Here is a 19,827-nt window from a genome sequence, read left to right on the forward strand (position 1 = left end):
CGCTTGCAACGCGCACCGCCGGCGGCTCGCAACGATCAGTACACATCCACGCGCCCAGGAAAGGTTTCGTCGAACACGGCAGCCTCTTCGGCTGGCACCGCGCCGCGCTGCTCACGGAACATCACGGGCGGCACGCCGAACTGCTTGCGGAATTCGCGTCCAAGATGCGAAGCGTCCGAAAAACCACAACTCGATGCGATATCGGCGACCGTGCGGTCGGAACTGGTCAGTAACCACGCCGCGGTCCTTAACCTGACCTGCTTGGCAAACGCCTGCGGGCTCTTTCCCGTTTCCGCCTTGAATAACCGCTCCAGCTGACGCGGCGAAAGATCCAGCTTGCACGCCAGTTCCTCGAGCGGCAATGAGCGTCCGACGTGCTGCTCCATCAACAGAATCGCGCGCTTGACCTTCGGATGGGTTGCAGGCTCGAGGCCGGGCGGATGCGGCTGCGGCGCGTTGCCTTTCTGCATTTCGCCGACCAGCAGGATTCTCAATGCCTTCTGCACGGTCGCATGCTCGAAATGCCGCAGCAGGATGGCGGCGGCGACATCGATCGAAGCCCGGCCGCCTGAACAGGTGATGCGCCGCCGGTCGATCACGAACAGCCGGTCGGCGATGAGCGCATCGGAATTCACCGACGGAAAGCGCTCCACGAAATCCCAGTAGTGAAACCAGCTGACGCAGATGCGGTGCCCGTCGAGCACGCCGGCACGCATCAGCGCAAACACGCCCGTGCAGATGCCGACCAGCGTCGCGTTCGTGTGCGCGGCCCGGCGGATGAACCGCAGGGTTTCGTCGTTTGCCTGGGGTCCGGAATGCAGCAGGCCGCCAACCACCACCACGTAGTCGAATGGCTCGGCCGTCGCGAAGGTTTCCCACGGCGTGATCTGAATCCCGCAACTCGCGCGCACGGGCGCGAGCGTGTCGCCGATCACGCTCCACGAGCAGCGCACCGGCTTGCTGTAGTCGCCTTCATCGGCGGAGAGGCGCAGCATGTCGACGAAGCCCGAAAACGCCGTCAGCGTGAAATTCGGCAGCAACACGATGCCGAAGCGGATGCGCTCCTTCGGCACGCCGTCGATCGAGGTGAGCAGTAGTGATTCAGGGGTCTTCATGGCAAGGCTGTGCCTGCGTGCGTCATAAGTGTCCAGCGGGTGTTCAGCAGTTACGGAAGAAGCGGGGCGCCAGGCAACGGCGCGCTCCCGCATGTGCGCGCGATGATCCTAGCGTCGCCGATCGCCTGTGCGGCGACTTGCGCTTTTCCGCGTGGAACCATCGTAGAAACGAACAGCAGCGCCCTTTTGACGACATCGGCCGGCCTTTGGCGTCGCCATCCCACGTCGATGCCGTTTTTGTTCTATCGGCCAATTTTACGCGCTGGTGTACTGGCGTCACACCGGAAGAGGCGCTTTGGGGCACGCCCCAACCCTGATCCGGCCGATACGCCCACCGATTCACTACAAGGCAGGTTCCATGAACGTCAGCGTCTTCGATCTGTTCAAGGTCGGCATTGGTCCGTCGAGTTCGCACACGGTTGGTCCGATGATTGCGGCATGCCGCTTCGCGTCTCACGTCGAGGACGCGAATCTGCTCGGCTTCGTGCGCCGCGTCAAGGTCGAGCTATATGGCTCGCTCGGCGCGACCGGCAAGGGCCACGGCACCGACAAGGCGGTCCTGCTCGGGCTCGAAGGTCACCTGCCGGAATCGATCGATCCGGATCTGATCGAACCGCGTCTCGCCGACATCCGCCGGGAGAAGACCCTCAACCTGCTCGGCAAGCATCGTGTGCAGTTCGAGGAGAAAGAGCACCTCGCGTTCTATCGCAAGCTGATGGGCGCGACGGGCCTCGTACATCCGAACGGCATGCGCTTTCAGGCCTTCGATGAAAACGGGCAACTGCTGGTCGAGAAAGAGTATTACTCGGTGGGCGGCGGCTTCGTCGTGAATCGCGAAGGCGATCGCGTGAACGGCGTGCGCGCGGGCGGCGAGGTGCCCCATCCGTTCCGTACCGGCGACGATCTGATGCGTGCCTGCCGTGAAAGCGGTCTGTCGATTGCCGAGGTCACGTTCCGCAACGAATGCGCGAGCCGCTCGCGGGAAGAAGTGCGCGAAGGTCTGCTCGCGATCTGGAGGACGATGGCCGCATGCGTCGAGCGCGGCTGCAAGGTGCGCGGTGAACTTCCGGGTCCGATGCGCGTGAAGCGTCGCGCAGCGGAGCTTTCGTCGCAGCTGCGCACACGCTCGGAAGAATCGCTGCGCGATCCGCTGTCGATGCTCGACTGGGTCAATCTGTACGCGATGGCGGTCAACGAAGAAAACGCCGCCGGCGGCCGCGTCGTGACCGCGCCCACCAACGGCGCCGCAGGCGTGATTCCCGCCGTGCTGCACTACTACGTGAAGTTCGTGCCGGGCTCGAACGAGCAGGGCATCGTCGACTTTCTGCTGACCGCTGCGGCGATCGGCATCATCTACAAGGAAACCGCGTCGATCTCCGGCGCGGAAGTGGGCTGCCAGGGCGAAGTGGGCGTCGCCTGTTCGATGGCCGCCGCGGCACTCGCGGCGGTCATGGGCGGCAGCCCCGATCAGGTGGAGAACGCCGCCGAAATCGGCATGGAGCACAACCTGGGCATGACGTGCGATCCGGTCGGCGGCCTCGTGCAGATTCCCTGCATCGAGCGCAACGCAATGGGCGCGATCAAGGCGCTGAACGCGTCTCGCATGGCGCTCAAGGGCGACGGCACGCACTACGTGACGCTCGACAACGTGATCAAGACAATGCGCGAAACCGGCGCCGACATGAAGACGAAATACAAGGAGACGTCGCGCGGTGGTCTCGCCGTGAACGTCATCGAATGCTAAAGAGAGGACCAGCCAGATGAGCCGCTATTCGATATTCAGTTTGTTCCGCAACGGGTTGTCGTATCACGAGAACTGGGAGCGTCAATGGAGAAGCCCGGAACCGAAGCGTGAATACGACGTGGTGATCGTCGGCGGGGGCGGGCACGGTCTTGCGACGGCGTATTACCTCGCGAAAGAGCACGGCGTGCGCAATATCGCCATCCTCGAAAAAGGCTGGATCGGCGGCGGCAACACGGCGCGCAATACGACGATCGTGCGTTCCAACTATCTGTGGGACGAATCGGCCGCGCTGTATGAAAAGGCGATGAAACTGTGGGAGGGTCTGTCGCAGGACCTCAACTACAACGTGATGTTCAGCCAGCGCGGCGTGATGAATCTTGCGCATACGTTGCAGGACGTGCGCGACACGGAGCGCCGCGTAAACGCGAACCGGCTCAATGGCGTCGATGCCGAATTCCTCACGCCCGGGCAGATCAAGGAAATCGAGCCGACGATCAATCTCAACAGCCGCTATCCGGTGCTGGGGGCGTCGATCCAGCGTCGCGGAGGGGTAGCGCGGCACGACGCGGTGGCCTGGGGCTTTGCGCGTGGCGCGGACCAGCATGGCGTCGACATCATCCAGAACTGTCAGGTCACCGGCATTCGTCGCGACGGCGGCCGCGTCACAGGCGTCGATACGGTGAAGGGCTTCATCAAGGCCAAGAAGGTCGCTGTCGTCGCGGCGGGCAATACGTCGACGCTCGCCGATATGGCCGGCATCCGCCTGCCGCTGGAAAGCCATCCTTTGCAGGCACTCGTCTCCGAGCCGATCAAGCCGGTGGTCAACACCGTGGTGATGTCGAACGCGGTGCATGCGTACATCAGCCAGTCCGACAAGGGCGATCTCGTGATCGGCGCGGGCGTCGACCAATACACGGGCTTTGGCCAGCGCGGCAGCTTCAACATCATCGAAGGCACAATCGAGGCGATCGTCGAAATGTTCCCGGTGTTCTCGCGCGTGCGAATGAACCGCCAATGGGGCGGCATCGTCGACGTGTCGCCGGACGCATGTCCGATCATTAGCAAGACCGACGTCAAGGGCCTGTATTTCAACTGCGGCTGGGGCACGGGCGGCTTCAAGGCGACGCCGGGATCGGGCTGGGTGTTCGCACACACGATCGCCAACGATTCACCGCATCCGCTGAATGCGCCGTTCTCGCTGGACCGCTTCTACACCGGCCATCTGATTGACGAACACGGCGCAGCCGCTGTCGCCCACTAAACCCACGCACACGACGGAGAAACACATGTTGCTGATTGAATGCCCGTGGTGCGGGCCGCGCGCCGAATCCGAATTTTCCTGCGGCGGCGAGGCCGATATCGCCCGCCCGCTCGATACCGACAAGCTCACCGACAAGGAGTGGGGCAACTACCTGTTCATGCGCAAGAACCCGCGTGGCGTGCATCGCGAGCAATGGATGCATACGCAGGGCTGCCGCCGCTGGTTCATGGCGACGCGCGATACGGTGTCGTATCAGTTCCTTGGTTATGAAACGTTCGGCGGGACTCCGGGGTCTGCCGGGTCTGCAACGAATAGCGACGCCCAGGAGGGCAGGAACAAATGAGCCAGAAAGACCGCCTCGGCGCCGGTGGGCGCATCAACCGCGCGATTCCGCTGACTTTCACGTTCAACGGGCGCACGTATCAGGGTTTTCAGGGCGACACGCTGGCGTCCGCGCTGCTCGCGAACGGCGTGCGGTTTGTCGCGCGCAGTTTCAAATATCACCGTCCGCGCGGCATCGTCACAGCGGGTGTCGAAGAACCGAATGCCGTGGTGCAGCTGGAGCGCGGCGCGTACACCGTGCCGAACGCACGCGCCACGGAAGTCGAGCTGTATCAGGGGCTGGTGGCCACGAGCGTGAACGCCGAGCCGAGTCTCGAACACGATCGCATGGCGATCAACCAGAAGTTCTCGCGCTTTCTGCCGGCGGGGTTCTACTACAAGACGTTCATGTGGCCGCGTAAATGGTGGCCGAAATACGAGGACAAGATTCGCGAAGCCGCCGGCCTTGGCAAGGCGCCCGAGGTACGGGACGCCGATCGCTATGACAAGTGCTTCGCGCATTGCGACGTGCTGGTGGTGGGCGGCGGCCCGACCGGTCTCGCGGCGGCGCACGCGGCGGCCGCATCCGGTGCGCGCGTGATTCTGGTCGATGACCAGCGCGAACTGGGCGGCAGTCTGCTGTCGTGCAAGGCGGAGATCGATGGCCGGCCAGCCATGCAATGGGTCGAGAAGATCGAAGCGGAACTCGCCCGCATGCCCGACGTGAAGATTCTCTGCCGCAGCACGGCCTTCGGCTATCAGGATCACAATCTCGTCACCGTCACGCAGCGCCTCACTGAACATCTGCCTGTGTCGATGCGTAAGGGCACGCGTGAACTGCTCTGGAAGATCCGTGCGAAGCGCGTGATTCTCGCGACCGGCGCGCATGAGCGCCCGATCGTGTTCGGCAACAACGATCTGCCGGGCGTGATGATGGCGTCGGCGGTATCGACATACGTGCATCGCTACGGCGTGCTGCCGGGGCGTGATGCCGTCGTGTTCACCAACAACGACGATGCCTATCAGTGCGCACTCGATCTGAAGGCATGCGGCGCAAAGGTCACGGTGGTCGACTCGCGTGCGCAGAGCAATGGTGCGCTGCCTGCCGCGTCGCGGCGTCATGGCATCAAGATCCTGAACAACGCCGTCGTGACGAAGGCGGACGGCAAGTGGCGCGTGTCTTCGGTCGAGGTGGCGTCGTATGCGAACGGCAAGGTCGGCGGCAAACAGGCCGATCTTGCCTGCGATCTGCTCGCGATGTCAGGCGGCTGGAGCCCCGTGTTGCACCTGTTCGCGCAGTCGGGCGGCAAGGCGCACTGGAACAACGAGAAGGCTTGCTTCGTGCCGGGCAAGGCGGTGCAGCCGGAGTGCAGCGTCGGCGCTGCGGCAGGCGAATTCAGCCTCGCGCGTGGCTTGCGCCTTGCTGTCGATGCAGGCATCGAAGCGGCGAAGGCAGTCGGCTTCAACGTGACCCGCCCGCAGGTGCCGAACGCCAACGAGATCGCTGAAACGCCGATGCAGCCGCTGTGGCTTGTCGGAAGCCGGGAGGCCGCGTCGCGCGGTCCGAAGCAGTTCGTCGATTTCCAGAACGACGTGTCCGCCGCGGACATTCTGCTTGCCGCACGTGAAGGCTTCGAATCCGTCGAGCACGTCAAGCGTTACACGGCGATGGGTTTCGGCACCGATCAGGGCAAGCTCGGCAACATCAACGGCATGGCGATCCTCGCCGACGCACTGGGCAAGACGATTCCCGAAACGGGCACGACCACGTTCCGTCCGAACTACACGCCGGTCACCTTCGGTACCTTCGCCGGGCGCGAACTGGGCGATCTGCTCGATCCGATCCGCAAGACCTGTATCCACGAATGGCACGTCGAAAACGGCGCGGCGTTCGAGGACGTGGGCAACTGGAAGCGTCCGTGGTACTACCCGAAGAAGGGCGAAGACATGCATGCAGCCGTCGCGCGTGAGTGCCTCGCGGTGCGCAACAGCGTCGGCATTCTCGATGCATCGACGCTGGGCAAGATCGACATTCAGGGGCCGGACGCGGCGCAACTGCTGAACTGGGTCTACACGAACCCGTGGAGCAAGCTCGAAGTAGGCAAGTGCCGCTATGGTCTGATGCTCGACGAAAACGGCATGGTATTCGACGATGGCGTGACAGTGCGCCTCGCTGAGCAGCACTACATGATGACCACGACGACAGGCGGCGCTGCGCGCGTGCTCACGTGGCTCGAACGCTGGCTGCAGACCGAGTGGCCCAACATGAAAGTGCGTCTTGCGTCGGTGACCGACCACTGGGCGACATTCGCCGTGGTGGGGCCGAAGAGCCGCAAGGTGTTGCAGAAGGTGTGCAGCGACATCGATTTTGCCAACGCAGCTTTCCCGTTCATGACCTACCGTGAAGGGACTGTCGCGGGCGTGGCGGTGCGTGTGATGCGCATCAGCTTCTCCGGTGAGCTCGCGTATGAAGTGAACGTGCCGGCGAATCTCGGTCGCGCTGTCTGGGAAGCATTGATGGCGGCAGGCGCCGAATCCGACATCACGCCGTACGGCACGGAAACGATGCACGTGTTGCGCGCGGAGAAGGGCTACATCATCGTTGGCCAGGACACGGACGGTTCAATCACGCCGCACGATCTCGGCATGGGCGGACTGGTCGCGAAGTCGAAGGACTTCCTTGGCAGGCGCTCGCTGTCGCGCCCGGATACCGCGAAGGAAGGCCGCAAGCAGTTCGTCGGCCTGCTGTCGGAGGATTCGACGTTTGTGATTCCGGAAGGCAGCCAGATCGTTGCAGGACCTTTCTCCGGCGATACCGCGCCGATGCTCGGCCACGTGACGTCGAGCTATTACAGCCCGATCCTCAAGCGCTCGATTGCACTGGCTGTCGTCAAGGGCGGCCTCGGCAAGATGGGTGAAAACGTGACGATCCCGCTTGCGAACGGCAAGCAGATCGCGGCGAAGATTTCGAGCCCGGTTTTCTACGATACCGAAGGAGTGCGTCAACATGTGGAATGAAGCAAGAAGCAAGGCGCCGGACGCGGCTTCGACGATCGCGCAGCGCGCGGCCGGGTCGGTGTGGCAGGAGTCCCCGCTCGTCGGCGTGGAGGATCTGCTCAAGGCGAATCACGCAGCCGCATCGAAGAAATTCCGTTTGGGCGAGCGGCCGTTTCTCGAACTCGTGAACCTGCGCGGCGATCCTGCCGATGCGGCGTTCGCGAGCGCGGTGGCAAACGTGACGGGTTGCCGTCCGCCTGCAAAACCGAATACGGTTGTCCGTGGCAACGGCTATGACGTGCTGTGGCTTGGTCCCGACGAGTTCCTCGTGCGTTCGCAACAGCAGCAGGGAGCGACGCTCGAAGTGAAACTTCGCGAGGCGCTGGCAGGACAGTTCGCGTCGGCGGTGGATGTCGGCAGCGGCTATACGGTGCTCGAAGTGAGCGGAGAGAACGTGCGTGATGTGATCGCGCGAGGCTGTCCGCTCGATCTGCATCCGCGCGTCCTCGCGCCGGGGCAATGCGCGCAGAGTCATTACTTCAAGGCGTCGATCGTGCTGGTGCCGGTGTCGGACGATACATACGAGCTTGTGATACGCCGCAGCTTCGCCGACTATTTCTGCCGGATCATGCTCGACGCGGCTGCGCCGCTGATGTCGTGAAACCCGTCGAGTCCATTGCGTCTTTTGCACCGCCGCCGCGCGCTGGGCGCGGCTGGCGCGTGTTCATCGACGAACTCGTCGTCACCGCGCGCATCGGCATTCATGCACACGAGCATGAAGCGCCGCAGCCCCTGGTGATCGACGCGAGCCTTGCCTATAGCGGCGAGCCGTCGGAGGATAGCGCGCACGCGATGATCGACTATGAGCGGTATTGCGAACGTGTCACGGCGTTTCTTTCGCGCAAGCCGCATACCCGTCTGCTCGAAACACTCGTGGTAAAACTCGCTGTGCTTTCGTTCAGCGAATGGCCGGCGCTCCATGCGCTGACAATCGCGCTGCACAAGCCGAAGATTCGCGAAGGCACGCGACGTATTGGCGTGGAACTCGACTGGACGCGCGCCGACTACGAAGCGTGGCGCGTGCAGGCGCGTTTGCGGGCCGAAACCGCGTCGGTTTGAACGACACGAAAGCGAGGTCTTGACCATGCCACGCGCCCAGACGTCCCAACTCGTCAAACAGGCCTACGAGGCAGGCGATCCCGGTGCAGCCGTGGCGCTGCTCGAGCAAAGCATTGCGCTAGGACATCGAAGAATCGCGCTTATCCGCTACCTGCAGGCACAACATCTGGATGCACCGCTCGACGCCCGGCATCACGATTACGTGCGTGGCGTCGCCGCACGGATGAGTGCGGCGACGCTTGCGCGCGTGGTCGGCGAGGCGAGGGCGCGTGCACGGCGGGGGACGGCCCTCGCTCCTCTCGCATGCGCCGTTGATGCAGACGCGCATGCAACGCTGCCCTGAGCGCTGCCCGAAAGCCGGCTTTCAGCTCACCTCGTCCGGGTGCAAGCCACGCAACAACTGACGTACCCGCGACATATCCTGACTCACCCCTTCCGCCTGCTCGAATAGCTGGGCAAGCCAGTCGACAAACGCACGCACGCGCGGCGACATCTGACGGTTCTTCACGTAGGCCACGGATACCGGCATCGGCACCGGCTTCCATTGGGGCAGCACTTCGCGCAGTTGTCCCGAGTCGAGGTACGGTTGCGCGGCAATGCGCGCCGGTTGGATCAGGCCAAGCCCTTGCAGGCCGCAGGTCAGGTACGCCTGTTCGTCGGTCATCTTGATGTAGCCGTTGACCTTCACGTTCAGCGCGGACCCGCCGACCTCGAAATCGAAATCGACCGACCGCCCGTTGCGCGACGACATGCAGTTCACCGCGATGTGATTCTCCAGTTCATCGAGGCTCGTCGGCATCCCGTAACGCGCGAGATACCCGGGGCTCGCACACGTCACGTGTTCGATCGTGCCGAGCCGCCGCGCCGCGAGGCCGGAATCGGGAAGCTCGCCGAGCTGGATACTGCAGTCGACCGCTTCGCCGACCAGATCCACCGCGCGGTTGCTCACACCGATCGCGAGATCGATGTTCGGATAGCGCGTATGAAAATCGTCGAGCGCGGGCAGCACGAGCGCGGTCCCGACCGCACCCGGCATTTCGACACGCAGACGCCCGCTGAGATTGTCGGTGGCATGACGCAGGCTCGATTCCATGTCGTCGATATCCGCGAGGATCTGCGCGCAGCGCTCGTAGTACTCCGCGCCTTCCGCCGTCACGCTGAGACGTCGCGTGGTGCGCACGAGCAGTTGCGTGCCGAGCAGCGCTTCGAGATTCTGGACAATCGTGGTGCAGGTGGCGCGCGGTATGGCGAGCGATTCAGCGGCGCGCGTAAAGCTGTTGGTATCGACAATGCGAATGAAAGTGCGCATCGCCTGGATACGATCGATCACGGACAGGCTCCTCTTGAGAGGTCAGACTGGATGCAGGCGCGACGGTCAACCGCATGAAGCAGGACGGATGGCCGGGCAGTGTTGATATCGTAGGTCTCAGGCGCCGTTCGGGGAATGGCTGACAGTCTGAACGATTTGCCTGATTCTCCTGGATTGCGGAGAAACCGCGTTTTAGTGCTCACGCCGGGACAGAGCGGCGATACAGCGTGGTGCAGCAACGAAAACAGGCCACGCGCAATCGCGCGTGGCCTGCCGGCAGGAACGTGAACTGCGCGCGAACCGCGCGCTCGCGTTACTGACGCAGCGAGTTGATATCGATCACGAAGCGGTATTTCACATCGCTTTTCAGCATCCGCTCGTAAGCGTCGTTGATCTTCTGCATCGAGATCATCTCGATGTCCGAGGTAATGCCGTGCTCGCCGCAGAAGTCGAGCATCTCCTGCGTTTCCGCGATGCCGCCGATCAGCGAGCCGGCAAGACGCCTGCGCTTGAAGATCAGGTTGAACACCTGCGGCGACGGATGATCGTGCTCCGGTGCGCCCACCAGCGTCATCGTGCCATCGCGCTTGAGCAGGCTGATGAACGGATTCAGGTCATGCGGCGCGGCCACCGTGTTAAGAATGAAATCGAAGCTGTTCGCGTGCGCTTCCATTTCCTGCGGGTTCTTCGAGATCACTACTTCATCCGCGCCGAGCCGCTTTGCGTCTTCGACTTTCGACGTCGATGTCGTAAATAGCACGACGTGGGCGCCCATTGCATGAGCGAGCTTGACACCCATATGGCCCAGACCGCCGAGCCCGACGATGCCGACCTTCTTGCCGGGGCAGGCGCCCCATTGGCGCAACGGCGAGTAGGTCGTAATGCCGGCGCACAGCAGCGGTGCGACGCCGGCCGGGTCGAGGTTTTGCGGCACACGCAGCACAAAGGCTTCATCCACGACGAGCTCAGTCGAATAGCCGCCGTACGTGTTCTCGCCGGTTACCCGATCCTGGCCGTTATACGTACCGACAAAACCCACTTCGCAATATTGTTCGAGACCTTCCATGCAACTCGGACACGTGCGGCACGAATCGACGAGGCAACCAACGCCAACGAGATCGCCAACCTTGTAATGCGAGACCTGCGGGCCGACAGCCGTCACGCGACCGACGATTTCATGACCCGGCACGACCGGGTAGACCGTGTTCTTCCATTCATTGCGCGCCGTGTGCAGGTCGGAATGACATACACCACAGAACAACACATCCATTTGCACATCGTGATCGCGCAGCTTGCGGCGTTGAAGTTCAAACGGAGCAAGCCTCGACTCAGCGTCGCGAGCGGCATAGGCGTAAGTCGTGTTCACAGGGCCTCCAGCTGGAAAGAATTGACAGGTCCTGCCGGGGACAGGACCAGAGATGGCGCAGGGCTTTGCGGCAGGGTTCCCATCGTAGGGTCGGTCGTCATCCTGGGAAAGACCTGAAGGTCTTAAAGGTTTGCCTGTTTCTCCTGGGCGCGCACATTTCCGGCCGATTGGTGCTAGATTTCAAGCCGGATTCTCCCGCCGCACGCGAGGTGGCGCTAAACAGACATACAGCAGGCACGTTATGGAAATGATCCGGTCGTCAGCCCCGTTCGTCAGTCCCGCGCAGAAGCGGATGGTTGAACTGCTCGGCACGCTCGCTCCGGCAGAGGGCTATACGCAGTCGTGTCTGGACGGCGTGCGCTTCATGCGCTCGAACCGGCCGATCCCGCGCACGCCGGTGTTGTACGAACCGAGCATCGTGATTGTCTGTCAGGGTCGCAAGCGCGGCTATCTCGGCGATGAAGTCTTCGTCTACGACGCCCAGCAATTTCTGGTCCTGTCGGTGCCACTGCCGTTCGAGAGCGAGACCGACGCCAGCGAAGAGGAGCCGTTGCTGGCGATTTCGATTCGCGTCGATCTGACGACCATCGCGAAATTGCTGATGGCGTTGAACGACACGCGAGGGGCGACGCGCACCGAGCCCAAGGGGATTTATTCGACCGCGCTCGACCAGCCGTTGAGCGACGCGATACTTCGTTTGCTGGAGGCGCTGGTATCGCCGCTCGACGCGCGCATTCTCGGACCATCGATCGTGCGGGAGATTTTCTACCGCGTGCTGAAAAGCGAGCAGGGCGACGCGCTGCGCGCAGCGCTCACGCACCAGCATCATTTCGGCCGAATCGCGAAGGCCCTGCGGCTCATCCATGCGGACTATCGCGGCGATCTCGACGTCGAGACACTTGCGCGCGAGGCCGGCATGAGTCTCGCCGTGTTTCATGCCCAGTTCAAGCTGGTTACATCGACTTCGCCGATGCAGTACGTGAAGGCGACGCGGCTGCATCACGCCCGGCTCATGATGGTGCAGGATGGGCTGAGCGCGGGCGCGGCGGCTGCGCGCGTCGGGTACGAGAGCGCGTCCCAGTTCAGCCGCGAGTTCAAGCGGCTATTCGGCAGCAGCCCCGTTGAAGAAGTGCGTCGGGTGCGGACGACCTTCGATGTGCCCGCGCCGCGACTGCCGACGTCGACCGCGCGTGACGTGACGGCCGTTTGAGCCGGGGAGGAACGGGCGGGCCACGCTGCCGGAGACGGGTAATTCCGATACCAGCATGATTCGACAACTGGTTGCGTGACTCATGCGCCGATACGATGGAAGCATTCACACTTCCATGAGGTCCTGGCAATGAAACGCTTCCACATCGCACTGGCAGTCGCAAACCTCGACGAATCGATCGCCGACTACAGCATGCGTCTGGGACAGCCGCCTGCGGCGGTCGTGCCCGGTCTGTACGCGATGTGGCGCACGGACCTGCTCAATTTTTCGATCAATGAATCACCCGAAAAGGCAGGCCAGTTGCGGCACGTCGGATTCGAGGACGATTCAGCGCAGGACTATACGAAGAGCGAAGACGTCAACGGTCTGGAGTGGGAGCCGTTTTCCGCGATGGAGCAGGACCGGCGGATCGTCGATACGTATGGTGTGGCGATCCGTCCGGCAGGAAGCTGGGCGACCTTACCGGGTTGATGGGCGGCGAGCGGTCCGCGCGAGCCGCCGCTGTTGCTTTGCAGCTTCGCGGGTCTCTTCGATGCGCGTATCGCTTTCGCGATCAGCGCAACTTTATTCGCCATGCTGGCCTGCCGCCGCGTGAAGATGGGCAAGTCCGCGGCCGCGCGTCAACGCGCGTCGCCATTGGCCATGCTGGCATGGCTCCAGCGCCTATACTTTTTGCACAGCAGTGCGATTTTCCGCAACCGCCTGTTGCAACTCATTTGTCACAGGAGACAGGTCATGGTCAAAACAGCCTTGTTCGTCCGGCTCGAAGCGAAGCCGGGCAAGGAGAAGGACGTCGAGAATTTCCTGCTGGGCGGATTGCCGCTTGTCAATGAAGAGCCCGCGACGCTCGCATGGTTCGGCCTGCGCCTCGGACCGTCAACGTTCGGTATCTTCGACGCCTTTCCGGATGAGGCCGGCCGCGACGCCCATCTGTCGGGCAAGGTGGCCGCAGCGCTGATGGCCCAGGCGGCCGATCTTTTCGCTTCGCCCCCGTCGATCGGGAAACTCGACGTGCTGGCGGCAAAGCTGCCCGGCTAGCTATCCCGTCTGCGCCGAAACCGCGGCCCGGCCCATGCCTCGCCGCTTGAGGCGAGGCATGGGCCGCTACACATTGCCCGGATCGCTGATCTGATTGTCGTAGTGCGCGCGTTTTTCGTCGTACATCAGGAGATCGACGCGCTGCACGACAGCCTCAAGACGTTCGCCACGCTGGCACGACGCCGCACCCATCGGGAAGCTGAGCGTCGAGCCCGGAACTGGTTGTTCAGATCCACGAGCTGACGGATCGTGTCGATCATTGCCGCGCCGCCGCGCTCGTCAGTGCCCGGCAGCAGTATCGCGAACTCGTCGCCGCCGATACGCGCCGCATGAAGAGGCGTTTCGAGCGCCTTCGCCAGCACTTCACCGGCGCGCCGAAGCAGCGCGTCGCCGGCGACGTGGCCGAGCTGGTCGTTGACCCGCTTGAGCCCGTTGAGGTCGGCCATGATGACCGTCCCCGGGAACGGCCCGTTCCGTTCGAGCCGGTTCAGTTCATCGACATAGAACGAACGGTTGCGCAGCTTCGTCAACACGTCGCGCGACTGGCCGGTCGGGTGGGCGATTTAAGACACGTGCAATACGCGATGATGACAATTTCGTTGCCGAAGTAGAGTCATTTTGTGCGGTTGTGGATTTCCGGATTACCGGGTTATATTGAATCCGTCCTGCCATAGGGCGCGAACCTCGCAGGCTTACCCCATCTGTCGCTCAGGGCGGTCGCAAAGTGCCCGTCAGTATTTCACGCAGTAAAACAGGTTAATCGGATTTCTGATTTTGTTTTATTGACCGTAATAAAGCCGTCATAGCGCATTTTCAATGCGTGCCGTTATTGTGGCCTGCGAAGACGGTGCTTCAGAACGCCTCGGGTACGCCGCGCTGGCTGGCGTGAGTTCGTGACATTACCCCTCCGATCCGGAGACACGATGGCCGCATCGATACCTGCATCGACTGCATCAACCGCTTCGTCTGATCATCCGTCGCACCAGGTGCCATTGCCTGTCGACCTTGCGCTGCAGGGCGGGGGCTCGCATGGCGCCTTCACCTGGGGCGTGCTCGACCGGCTGCTCGAGGAGTCCTGGATGCAGATCGAGGGCATCTCGGGCACCTCGGCGGGAGCGATGAACGCCGCCGTGCTGGTGACCGGCTATCTGCGCAACGGCCCTCCCGGTGCCCGCGCGGCGCTGGAGGCATTCTGGCGGCGCGTCTCCGACGACGCACGCTTCAGCCCGTTTCGCCGCAGTCCCATCGACGTGCTGCTCGGCCGCTGGACGCTCGATCATTCGCCGCTGTTCCTCGCGCTCGATCTGGCGGCGCGCGTGTTCTCGCCTTATGACATGCATCCGGCCGGCGTGAACCCGCTCTATCGCATCCTCGCCGACACGGTTGATTTCGCGCAGTTGCGCAATGCGCCGATCAAACTGTTCATCACCGCCACGCGTGTGCGCACCGGCCAGGGGCGGGTGTTTCGCAATGCCGAACTCACGCCGGATGTGCTGCTCGCGTCGGCGTGTCTGCCGACACTTTTCAAGGCTGTCGAAATCGACGGCGAGTCCTACTGGGACGGTGGTTACGCCGGTAATCCGACGATCACGCCGCTGATCCGCGAATGCAAGTCGAACGACACGCTGCTCGTTCAGGTCAATCCGGTCGAGCGGGCCGAGACACCACGCAGCGCGCGCGACATCATCAGCCGGCTCAACGAGGTGGCGTTCAATGCGCCGCTGCTCAAGGAATTGCGGATGATCTCGCTGCTACGTCAGGCGGCCGATGCCGGCAGCGACGAAGGGCGCCACTGGGCCACGATGCGCATTCATCGCATCTCGAGTCCTGCGATGACGGCGCTGGGCTATTCATCGAAACTCAATGCGGAGTGGGCTTTCCTGACGATGCTGCGCGACGAGGGCCGTCGTGCCGCGGATGAATTTCTTCGGCAGCACGGTGACGCCCTCGGTGTGCGTTCGACGCTCGACCTCAACCAGATGTTCGACGGAGTCTGACCATGGACGCTGCTGCCAACCTCAGTCCCGCGATGCTCGGTCTCGGCCTCGCCGGCATGCTGATCAGCCTCGGGCTCCTGATCTGGTTCGCGTATCGCGGCTGGAGCGTGCTGCTGCTGGCGCCGATCGCGGCAATGCTGGCCGCCGCCATCTCGCGAGAGCCCGTCCTCGCGCACTGGACGCTGACCTTCATGGGCAGCGCCGCGCGCTTCATTGCGCAGTTCTTCCCGCTGTTCCTGCTGGGCGCGCTGTTCGGCAAATTGATGGAGGACAGCGGTTCGGTGCAGGCCATCGCCCGTTTCATGACGGAAAAGCTCGGGCCGCGCCGCGCGATGCTGGCCGTCGTGATCGGCGGCGCGCTGGTGACCTATGGCGGCGTGAGTCTCTTCGTCGCGTTTTTCGTGCTTGCGCCGATGGCGCAGGCGCTCTTCCAGGCGGCCAATATTCCGCGCCGGCTGATGCCCGCCGCCATCGCGCTCGGCACCTCGACCTTCACGATGTCGGCGCTGCCCGGCACGCCTGCGATCCAGAACGCAATTCCGATGCCGTTCTTCGGCACGACGCCGTTTGCCGCGCCGGGGCTTGGCATCATTGCCAGTATCGTGATGGCGGCCTTCGGACTGTGGTGGCTCGGCCGTCAGGAAGCCAGCGCGCGCCGTGCGGGGCAGGGTTTCGAGACGGTCGGCGTTGGCGCGCGGGAAGCCGACGACGAACTCGTGCGTGAACGCGCAATCGTTTCGCAGAGTTTCGATCCGAGGGAGATCGAGCAAGGGCACGTCAGTGAGCAACTGCCGCCGTTCGGCATCGCCATTGTTCCGCTCGTGCTCGTCGTGTGCGGCAACTTCGTCATGAACGTGATTGTCCTGCCGCGTATCGATGCCTCTTATCTGGCAGAGGCGCGCTGGGGCAGCACGTCGCTATCGGCGGTGGCAGGCGTGTGGGGCGTGTGCGTGGCGCTCGCCATCGCGATCGTCGCACTGTTGCTCCTGAATCGCTCGCGCCTCGCGGCGTTGCGTGAAAGTATCGATGCGGGGGCGAACGCATCGGTGTTGCCCGTGCTGAGCGTCGGCAGCCTCGTCGGCTATGGCGCGGTGATCGCGGCGCTGCCGGCGTTCGAGCTCGTGCGCAGCTGGGTGCTCGGGATCGGCGGCGGTCCGCTCGTTTCCCTTGCCGTCGCCACCAATCTGCTTGCTGCGTTGACGGGTTCCGCATCGGGTGGCATGACCATCGCGCTCGATGCGCTCGGCAGCACGTACATGCAGCTTGCCGCGCAACATAACATCGACCCGGCACTGCTGCATCGCGTCGCGGTCATCTCTTCCGGCACCCTCGACAGCCTGCCGCATAACGGCGCCGTCGTCACGCTACTGGGTGTGTGCGGGTCGACCCACCGCGACAGCTACCGGGACATCGTCATGGTCGGCATCGTCGGCGCCCTTCTCGCGCTCGTCGTGGTGATCGTTCTTGGCTCGATTCTTGGGACGTTCTGACGGGTCGGTGATTTCGCCAGCACACGTGGCGTGGCGCGTGGGTCGAACAGGAAGCGAACAGGAGCACACACGATGAGCTCTCCGAAGCCCGAGGTCGAATCCGCCAGGACGTCCGCCCAGCCCGCTCCGGTGAAGCACGGCCCGCCGGTCGGTCTGATTGCAGGGGTGATTGCGCTCGTTGTCGTGCTGTTTCTCCCGCTGCCCGATACGTTGCCGCCGGCAGGTCAACGGATGCTCGCGATTCTCGCGTTCGCGGTGGTGGTCTGGTTGACCGAGGCGGTGTCGTACGAGGCGAGCGCGATCATCATCACGTCGCTGATCGCGTTTCTTGTCGGTACTGCGCCGACGATCAAGGATCCCGGCGTGCTGTACGGCACCTCGGCAGCAATCAGCATGGCGCTGGCCGGTTTTTCCAATTCCGCGCTGGCGCTGGTTGCGGGCGCATTGTTCATCTCGGCCGCAATGACGGTCACCGGGCTCGACAAACGTATCGCGCTCTTTACGCTGTCGCTGATCGGCACCACCACGCGACGCATCCTGATCGGCTCGATCGCCGTGACCATCGTGCTGTCGCTCGTGGTGCCGAGCGCCACTGCGCGCAGCGCCTGCGTGGTACCGATCATGATGGGGGTGATCGCCGCGTTCGGCGTCGACAGGCGTTCGAACATCGCGGCCGGGATCATGATTGTCGTGGCTCAGGCCACCAGCATCTGGAACGTGGGGATTCAGACCGCCGCCGCGCAGAACCTGCTGACCGTGGGCTTCATGGACAAGATGATGGGCGCGCGCGTCACCTGGCTCGACTGGCTGATCGCTGGCGCGCCGTGGGCGATCGTAATGTCGGCGGTGCTCCTCTTCATCGTGCTGAAGATGTTGCCGCCCGAAACTGACAGCCTCGCGGGCGGCAAGGAGGCCGTCGCGCGCGCGCTCGTCGAACTCGGCCCGATGACAGGTCCGCAGAAGCGTTTGCTGGCGGTGTCGATCGGTCTGCTGCTGTTCTGGGCGACCGAAGGCAAGCTGCATCCGTTCGATACCACGTCGGTCACCTATGTGGGCCTCGTGATCCTGATGTTGCCGCGGATCGGCGTGATGGACTGGAAAACGGTGCAGGGCCGCATTCCGTGGGGCACGGTCATCGTGTTCGGGGTTGGCATCAGCCTTGGCACCGCGCTACTCACGACACAGGCCGGCCAGTGGCTCGGCGAACTGGTCGCGCAGCACACGGGCCTCGACAGCGCGAGCCCCTTCACGGCATTCGCGATTCTGTCGGCGTTCCTGATCCTGATACACCTCGGTTTCGCGAGTGCAACGGCGTTGACTTCTGCGATGTTGCCGATTCTGATATCCGTGCTGCAGTCGATGCAGGGCGACTTCAACCGGCTCGGTCTGACGATGCTGCTCGGTTACGTCGTGAGCTTTGGTTTCATGCTGCCGATCAATGCGCCGCAAAACATGGTGTGCCTCGCCACCGACACGTTCACTGCAAAACAGTTTTCGCGCGTCGGCGTGGTGTTGACGGTGGTCGGCTATCTGCTGCTGATGCTGTTTGCCGCGACGTGGTGGCGCTGGCTCGGCTGGCTTTGATGCAGCGACGCTGCCGCGACGTGGTGGCGCTGGCTCGGCTGGCTTTGATGCAGCGACGCAGCGGAGGGCGCCATGTACGAAGCGCGCAGGCGCGCCCCGGCATACGGAATACTTCGATCTGCCGGCGTCGGCGGAAGCGCCTTTGGCGACGCTTGCGCGGGAGCGGGCGTCGATCCGCTGATGACGCAGGCGCAGGTGCAGGTGCAGGTGCAGGTGCAGGCGTAGGTGTAGGTGTAGGTGTAGGCGTAGGCGTAGGCGTAGGCGGAAATGGCGGCTGCCGGATATACTTCGCCTGCCGCAGCTTTCTCAACCAGCGCTTTTCTCACAGAATTCACGCCCGGTCATGAAGCCTTCATTGCTGGTGCTGATTCCCCTCCTTGGGGACAGCCACGCGGATATCTCCGCTTCGTTCGACATCATCCACGCTCCCACTCCCGCCCAACGCAGCCAGGCCATTGCCGACCACGGCGGCACGATCCGTGCGGTGCTGAGCAATGGCACGACTGGCCTCACGGCCGCAGAGATCGAGCAGCTGCCACAGCTAGAATTCGTCGGTGCACTCGGCGCGGGCTATGAAAACATCGCCGTCGATCATGCGCGGGCGCGCAACATCGTTGTCGTCAACGGTGCAGGCACCAACGACGACTGTGTGGCCGATCACGCGTTCGCGCTGCTGCTGGCGGTGGTGCGAGACGTGCCGCAACGGGATATCGCGACGCGCAATGGCGTCTGGCGCGACGCGCTGCCGATGCGGCCTGCGGTGTCGGGCAAGCGGCTCGGCATCGTAGGTCTTGGCAACATCGGACAGAAGGTGGTGCGGCGCGCGGCGGGCTTCAATCTGGAGACCGGCTATCACAACCGCAGACCGCGCGAAGGCGCGACAAGCCGCTATTTCGACAGCCTGCTGGCGCTCGCCCAATGGAGCGACTATCTCGTGATCGCCACGCCAGGCGGTGCATCGACGCATCATCTGATCGACAGGGCAGTGCTCGAGGCGTTGGGGCCGAAGGGTTTTCTGATCAACGTATCGCGCGGGAGCGTGGTGGATACGGCGGCGCTGGCTGTTGCGCTCACGGAAGGAACGATCGCAGGGGCGGGACTGGACGTCTACGAGGGCGAGCCGCATCCGCCGCAGGCGTTGCTGCCTTTAAGGAATGTCGTGCTTACGCCGCATACCGGTGGCACGTCGCCCGAGTCGAATGCGGCATCGGTACGGAATTTTATCGACAACGCTACGCGTCATTTTGCGGGTGAAGCGGTGCTTACGCCGATCTGA

18 protein-coding genes and 1 pseudogene are annotated in these 19,827 nt (G+C 63.3%); 15 read left to right on the plus strand and 4 right to left on the minus strand.

The genetic code is table 11. From position 1 onward, the window contains the following. Positions 1-35 precede the first annotated feature (35 nt). The gene (locus tag B0G77_RS35135) at positions 36-1,115 is read right to left on the minus strand and encodes a GlxA family transcriptional regulator (protein WP_133666368.1); all 1,080 of its coding nucleotides are present in this window, start codon (positions 1,113-1,115) and stop codon (positions 36-38) included. A 358-nt stretch (positions 1,116-1,473) separates the two neighbouring features. Here B0G77_RS35135 and B0G77_RS35140 point away from each other — a divergent pair, with 358 nt between their 5' ends. From B0G77_RS35140 to B0G77_RS35170, 7 genes are read left to right on the plus strand one after another with little or no spacing between them, the layout of a single operon-like run. Continuing rightward, on the plus strand, positions 1,474-2,859 hold the full coding sequence (locus B0G77_RS35140; RefSeq protein ID WP_133666369.1) for an L-serine ammonia-lyase: 1,386 nt from the start codon (positions 1,474-1,476) through the stop codon (positions 2,857-2,859). Between the two features lie 16 nt (positions 2,860-2,875). Beyond that, positions 2,876-4,120, plus strand: a complete 1,245-nt coding sequence (locus B0G77_RS35145; protein ID WP_133666370.1) for a sarcosine oxidase subunit beta family protein — start codon at positions 2,876-2,878, stop codon at positions 4,118-4,120. 25 nt (positions 4,121-4,145) lie between these two features. Beyond that, on the plus strand, positions 4,146-4,463 hold the full coding sequence (locus tag B0G77_RS35150; RefSeq protein ID WP_133666371.1) for a sarcosine oxidase subunit delta: 318 nt from the start codon (positions 4,146-4,148) through the stop codon (positions 4,461-4,463). After that, positions 4,460-7,459 (plus strand): sarcosine oxidase subunit alpha family protein, encoded by a 3,000-nt coding sequence (locus B0G77_RS35155; RefSeq protein WP_133666372.1) that lies wholly within the window; start codon positions 4,460-4,462, stop codon positions 7,457-7,459. The genes B0G77_RS35150 and B0G77_RS35155 overlap by 4 nt, the downstream gene beginning before the upstream one ends. Then, complete coding sequence (locus B0G77_RS44895; RefSeq protein ID WP_133666373.1) at positions 7,449-8,099, plus strand: sarcosine oxidase subunit gamma; 651 nt, start codon at positions 7,449-7,451, stop codon at positions 8,097-8,099. The genes B0G77_RS35155 and B0G77_RS44895 overlap by 11 nt, the downstream gene beginning before the upstream one ends. Then, on the plus strand, positions 8,096-8,557 hold the full coding sequence (locus tag B0G77_RS35165; RefSeq protein WP_243751342.1) for a dihydroneopterin aldolase: 462 nt from the start codon (positions 8,096-8,098) through the stop codon (positions 8,555-8,557). Before B0G77_RS44895 ends, B0G77_RS35165 begins: the two co-directional genes overlap by 4 nt. Positions 8,558-8,582: 25 nt before the next feature. After that, a complete protein-coding gene (locus B0G77_RS35170; RefSeq protein ID WP_133666375.1) occupies positions 8,583-8,900 on the plus strand; it encodes a hypothetical protein in 318 nt (105 codons plus the stop codon). A gap of 21 nt (positions 8,901-8,921) precedes the next feature. Here B0G77_RS35170 and B0G77_RS35175 read toward each other — a convergent pair whose 3' ends face one another. Together B0G77_RS35175 and B0G77_RS35180 are read right to left on the minus strand one after the other, a co-directional pair. Further along, positions 8,922-9,887, minus strand: a complete 966-nt coding sequence (locus B0G77_RS35175) for a LysR family transcriptional regulator (protein ID WP_166656329.1) — start codon at positions 9,885-9,887, stop codon at positions 8,922-8,924. A 292-nt stretch (positions 9,888-10,179) separates the two neighbouring features. Beyond that, positions 10,180-11,232, minus strand: coding sequence for an NAD(P)-dependent alcohol dehydrogenase (locus B0G77_RS35180; protein WP_133666376.1), 1,053 nt, complete (start codon positions 11,230-11,232; stop codon positions 10,180-10,182). A gap of 241 nt (positions 11,233-11,473) precedes the next feature. Here B0G77_RS35180 and B0G77_RS35185 point away from each other — a divergent pair, with 241 nt between their 5' ends. From B0G77_RS35185 to B0G77_RS35195, 3 genes are all read left to right on the plus strand, one after another. Next, positions 11,474-12,442 carry an AraC family transcriptional regulator gene (locus B0G77_RS35185; RefSeq protein WP_133666377.1) on the plus strand — a complete coding sequence of 323 codons (969 nt, stop codon included), beginning with the start codon at positions 11,474-11,476 and terminating at the stop codon, positions 12,440-12,442. 129 nt (positions 12,443-12,571) lie between these two features. Continuing rightward, positions 12,572-12,913 carry a hypothetical protein gene (locus B0G77_RS35190; protein ID WP_133666378.1) on the plus strand — a complete coding sequence of 114 codons (342 nt, stop codon included), beginning with the start codon at positions 12,572-12,574 and terminating at the stop codon, positions 12,911-12,913. A gap of 264 nt (positions 12,914-13,177) precedes the next feature. Further along, positions 13,178-13,480: an antibiotic biosynthesis monooxygenase gene (locus B0G77_RS35195; protein WP_133666379.1), complete on the plus strand. Its 303-nt coding sequence runs from the start codon at positions 13,178-13,180 to the stop codon at positions 13,478-13,480. Positions 13,481-13,546: 66 nt separating this feature from the next. Here B0G77_RS35195 and B0G77_RS35200 read toward each other — a convergent pair. Then, positions 13,547-14,016 (minus strand): annotated as a pseudogene (locus B0G77_RS35200) (GGDEF domain-containing protein); the annotation flags it as partial. 474 nt (positions 14,017-14,490) lie between these two features. Between B0G77_RS35200 and B0G77_RS35205 the strand changes: the two are divergent. From B0G77_RS35205 to B0G77_RS35225, 5 genes are all read left to right on the plus strand, one after another. Then, complete coding sequence (locus B0G77_RS35205; protein WP_133667010.1) at positions 14,491-15,477, plus strand: patatin-like phospholipase family protein; 987 nt, start codon at positions 14,491-14,493, stop codon at positions 15,475-15,477. A 2-nt stretch (positions 15,478-15,479) separates the two neighbouring features. Next, on the plus strand, positions 15,480-16,967 hold the full coding sequence (locus B0G77_RS35210) for an SLC13 family permease (protein ID WP_133666380.1): 1,488 nt from the start codon (positions 15,480-15,482) through the stop codon (positions 16,965-16,967). A gap of 72 nt (positions 16,968-17,039) precedes the next feature. Further along, positions 17,040-18,551 (plus strand): DASS family sodium-coupled anion symporter, encoded by a 1,512-nt coding sequence (locus tag B0G77_RS35215; RefSeq protein WP_133666381.1) that lies wholly within the window; start codon positions 17,040-17,042, stop codon positions 18,549-18,551. A gap of 72 nt (positions 18,552-18,623) precedes the next feature. Continuing rightward, positions 18,624-18,776 (plus strand): hypothetical protein, encoded by a 153-nt coding sequence (locus B0G77_RS43610; RefSeq protein ID WP_166656330.1) that lies wholly within the window; start codon positions 18,624-18,626, stop codon positions 18,774-18,776. 118 nt (positions 18,777-18,894) lie between these two features. After that, positions 18,895-19,827 carry a 2-hydroxyacid dehydrogenase gene (locus B0G77_RS35225; RefSeq protein WP_133666383.1) on the plus strand — a complete coding sequence of 311 codons (933 nt, stop codon included), beginning with the start codon at positions 18,895-18,897 and terminating at the stop codon, positions 19,825-19,827.

The sequence above is a fragment of the Paraburkholderia sp. BL10I2N1 genome, from assembly GCF_004361815.1.
Taxonomy (GTDB): domain Bacteria; phylum Pseudomonadota; class Gammaproteobacteria; order Burkholderiales; family Burkholderiaceae; genus Paraburkholderia.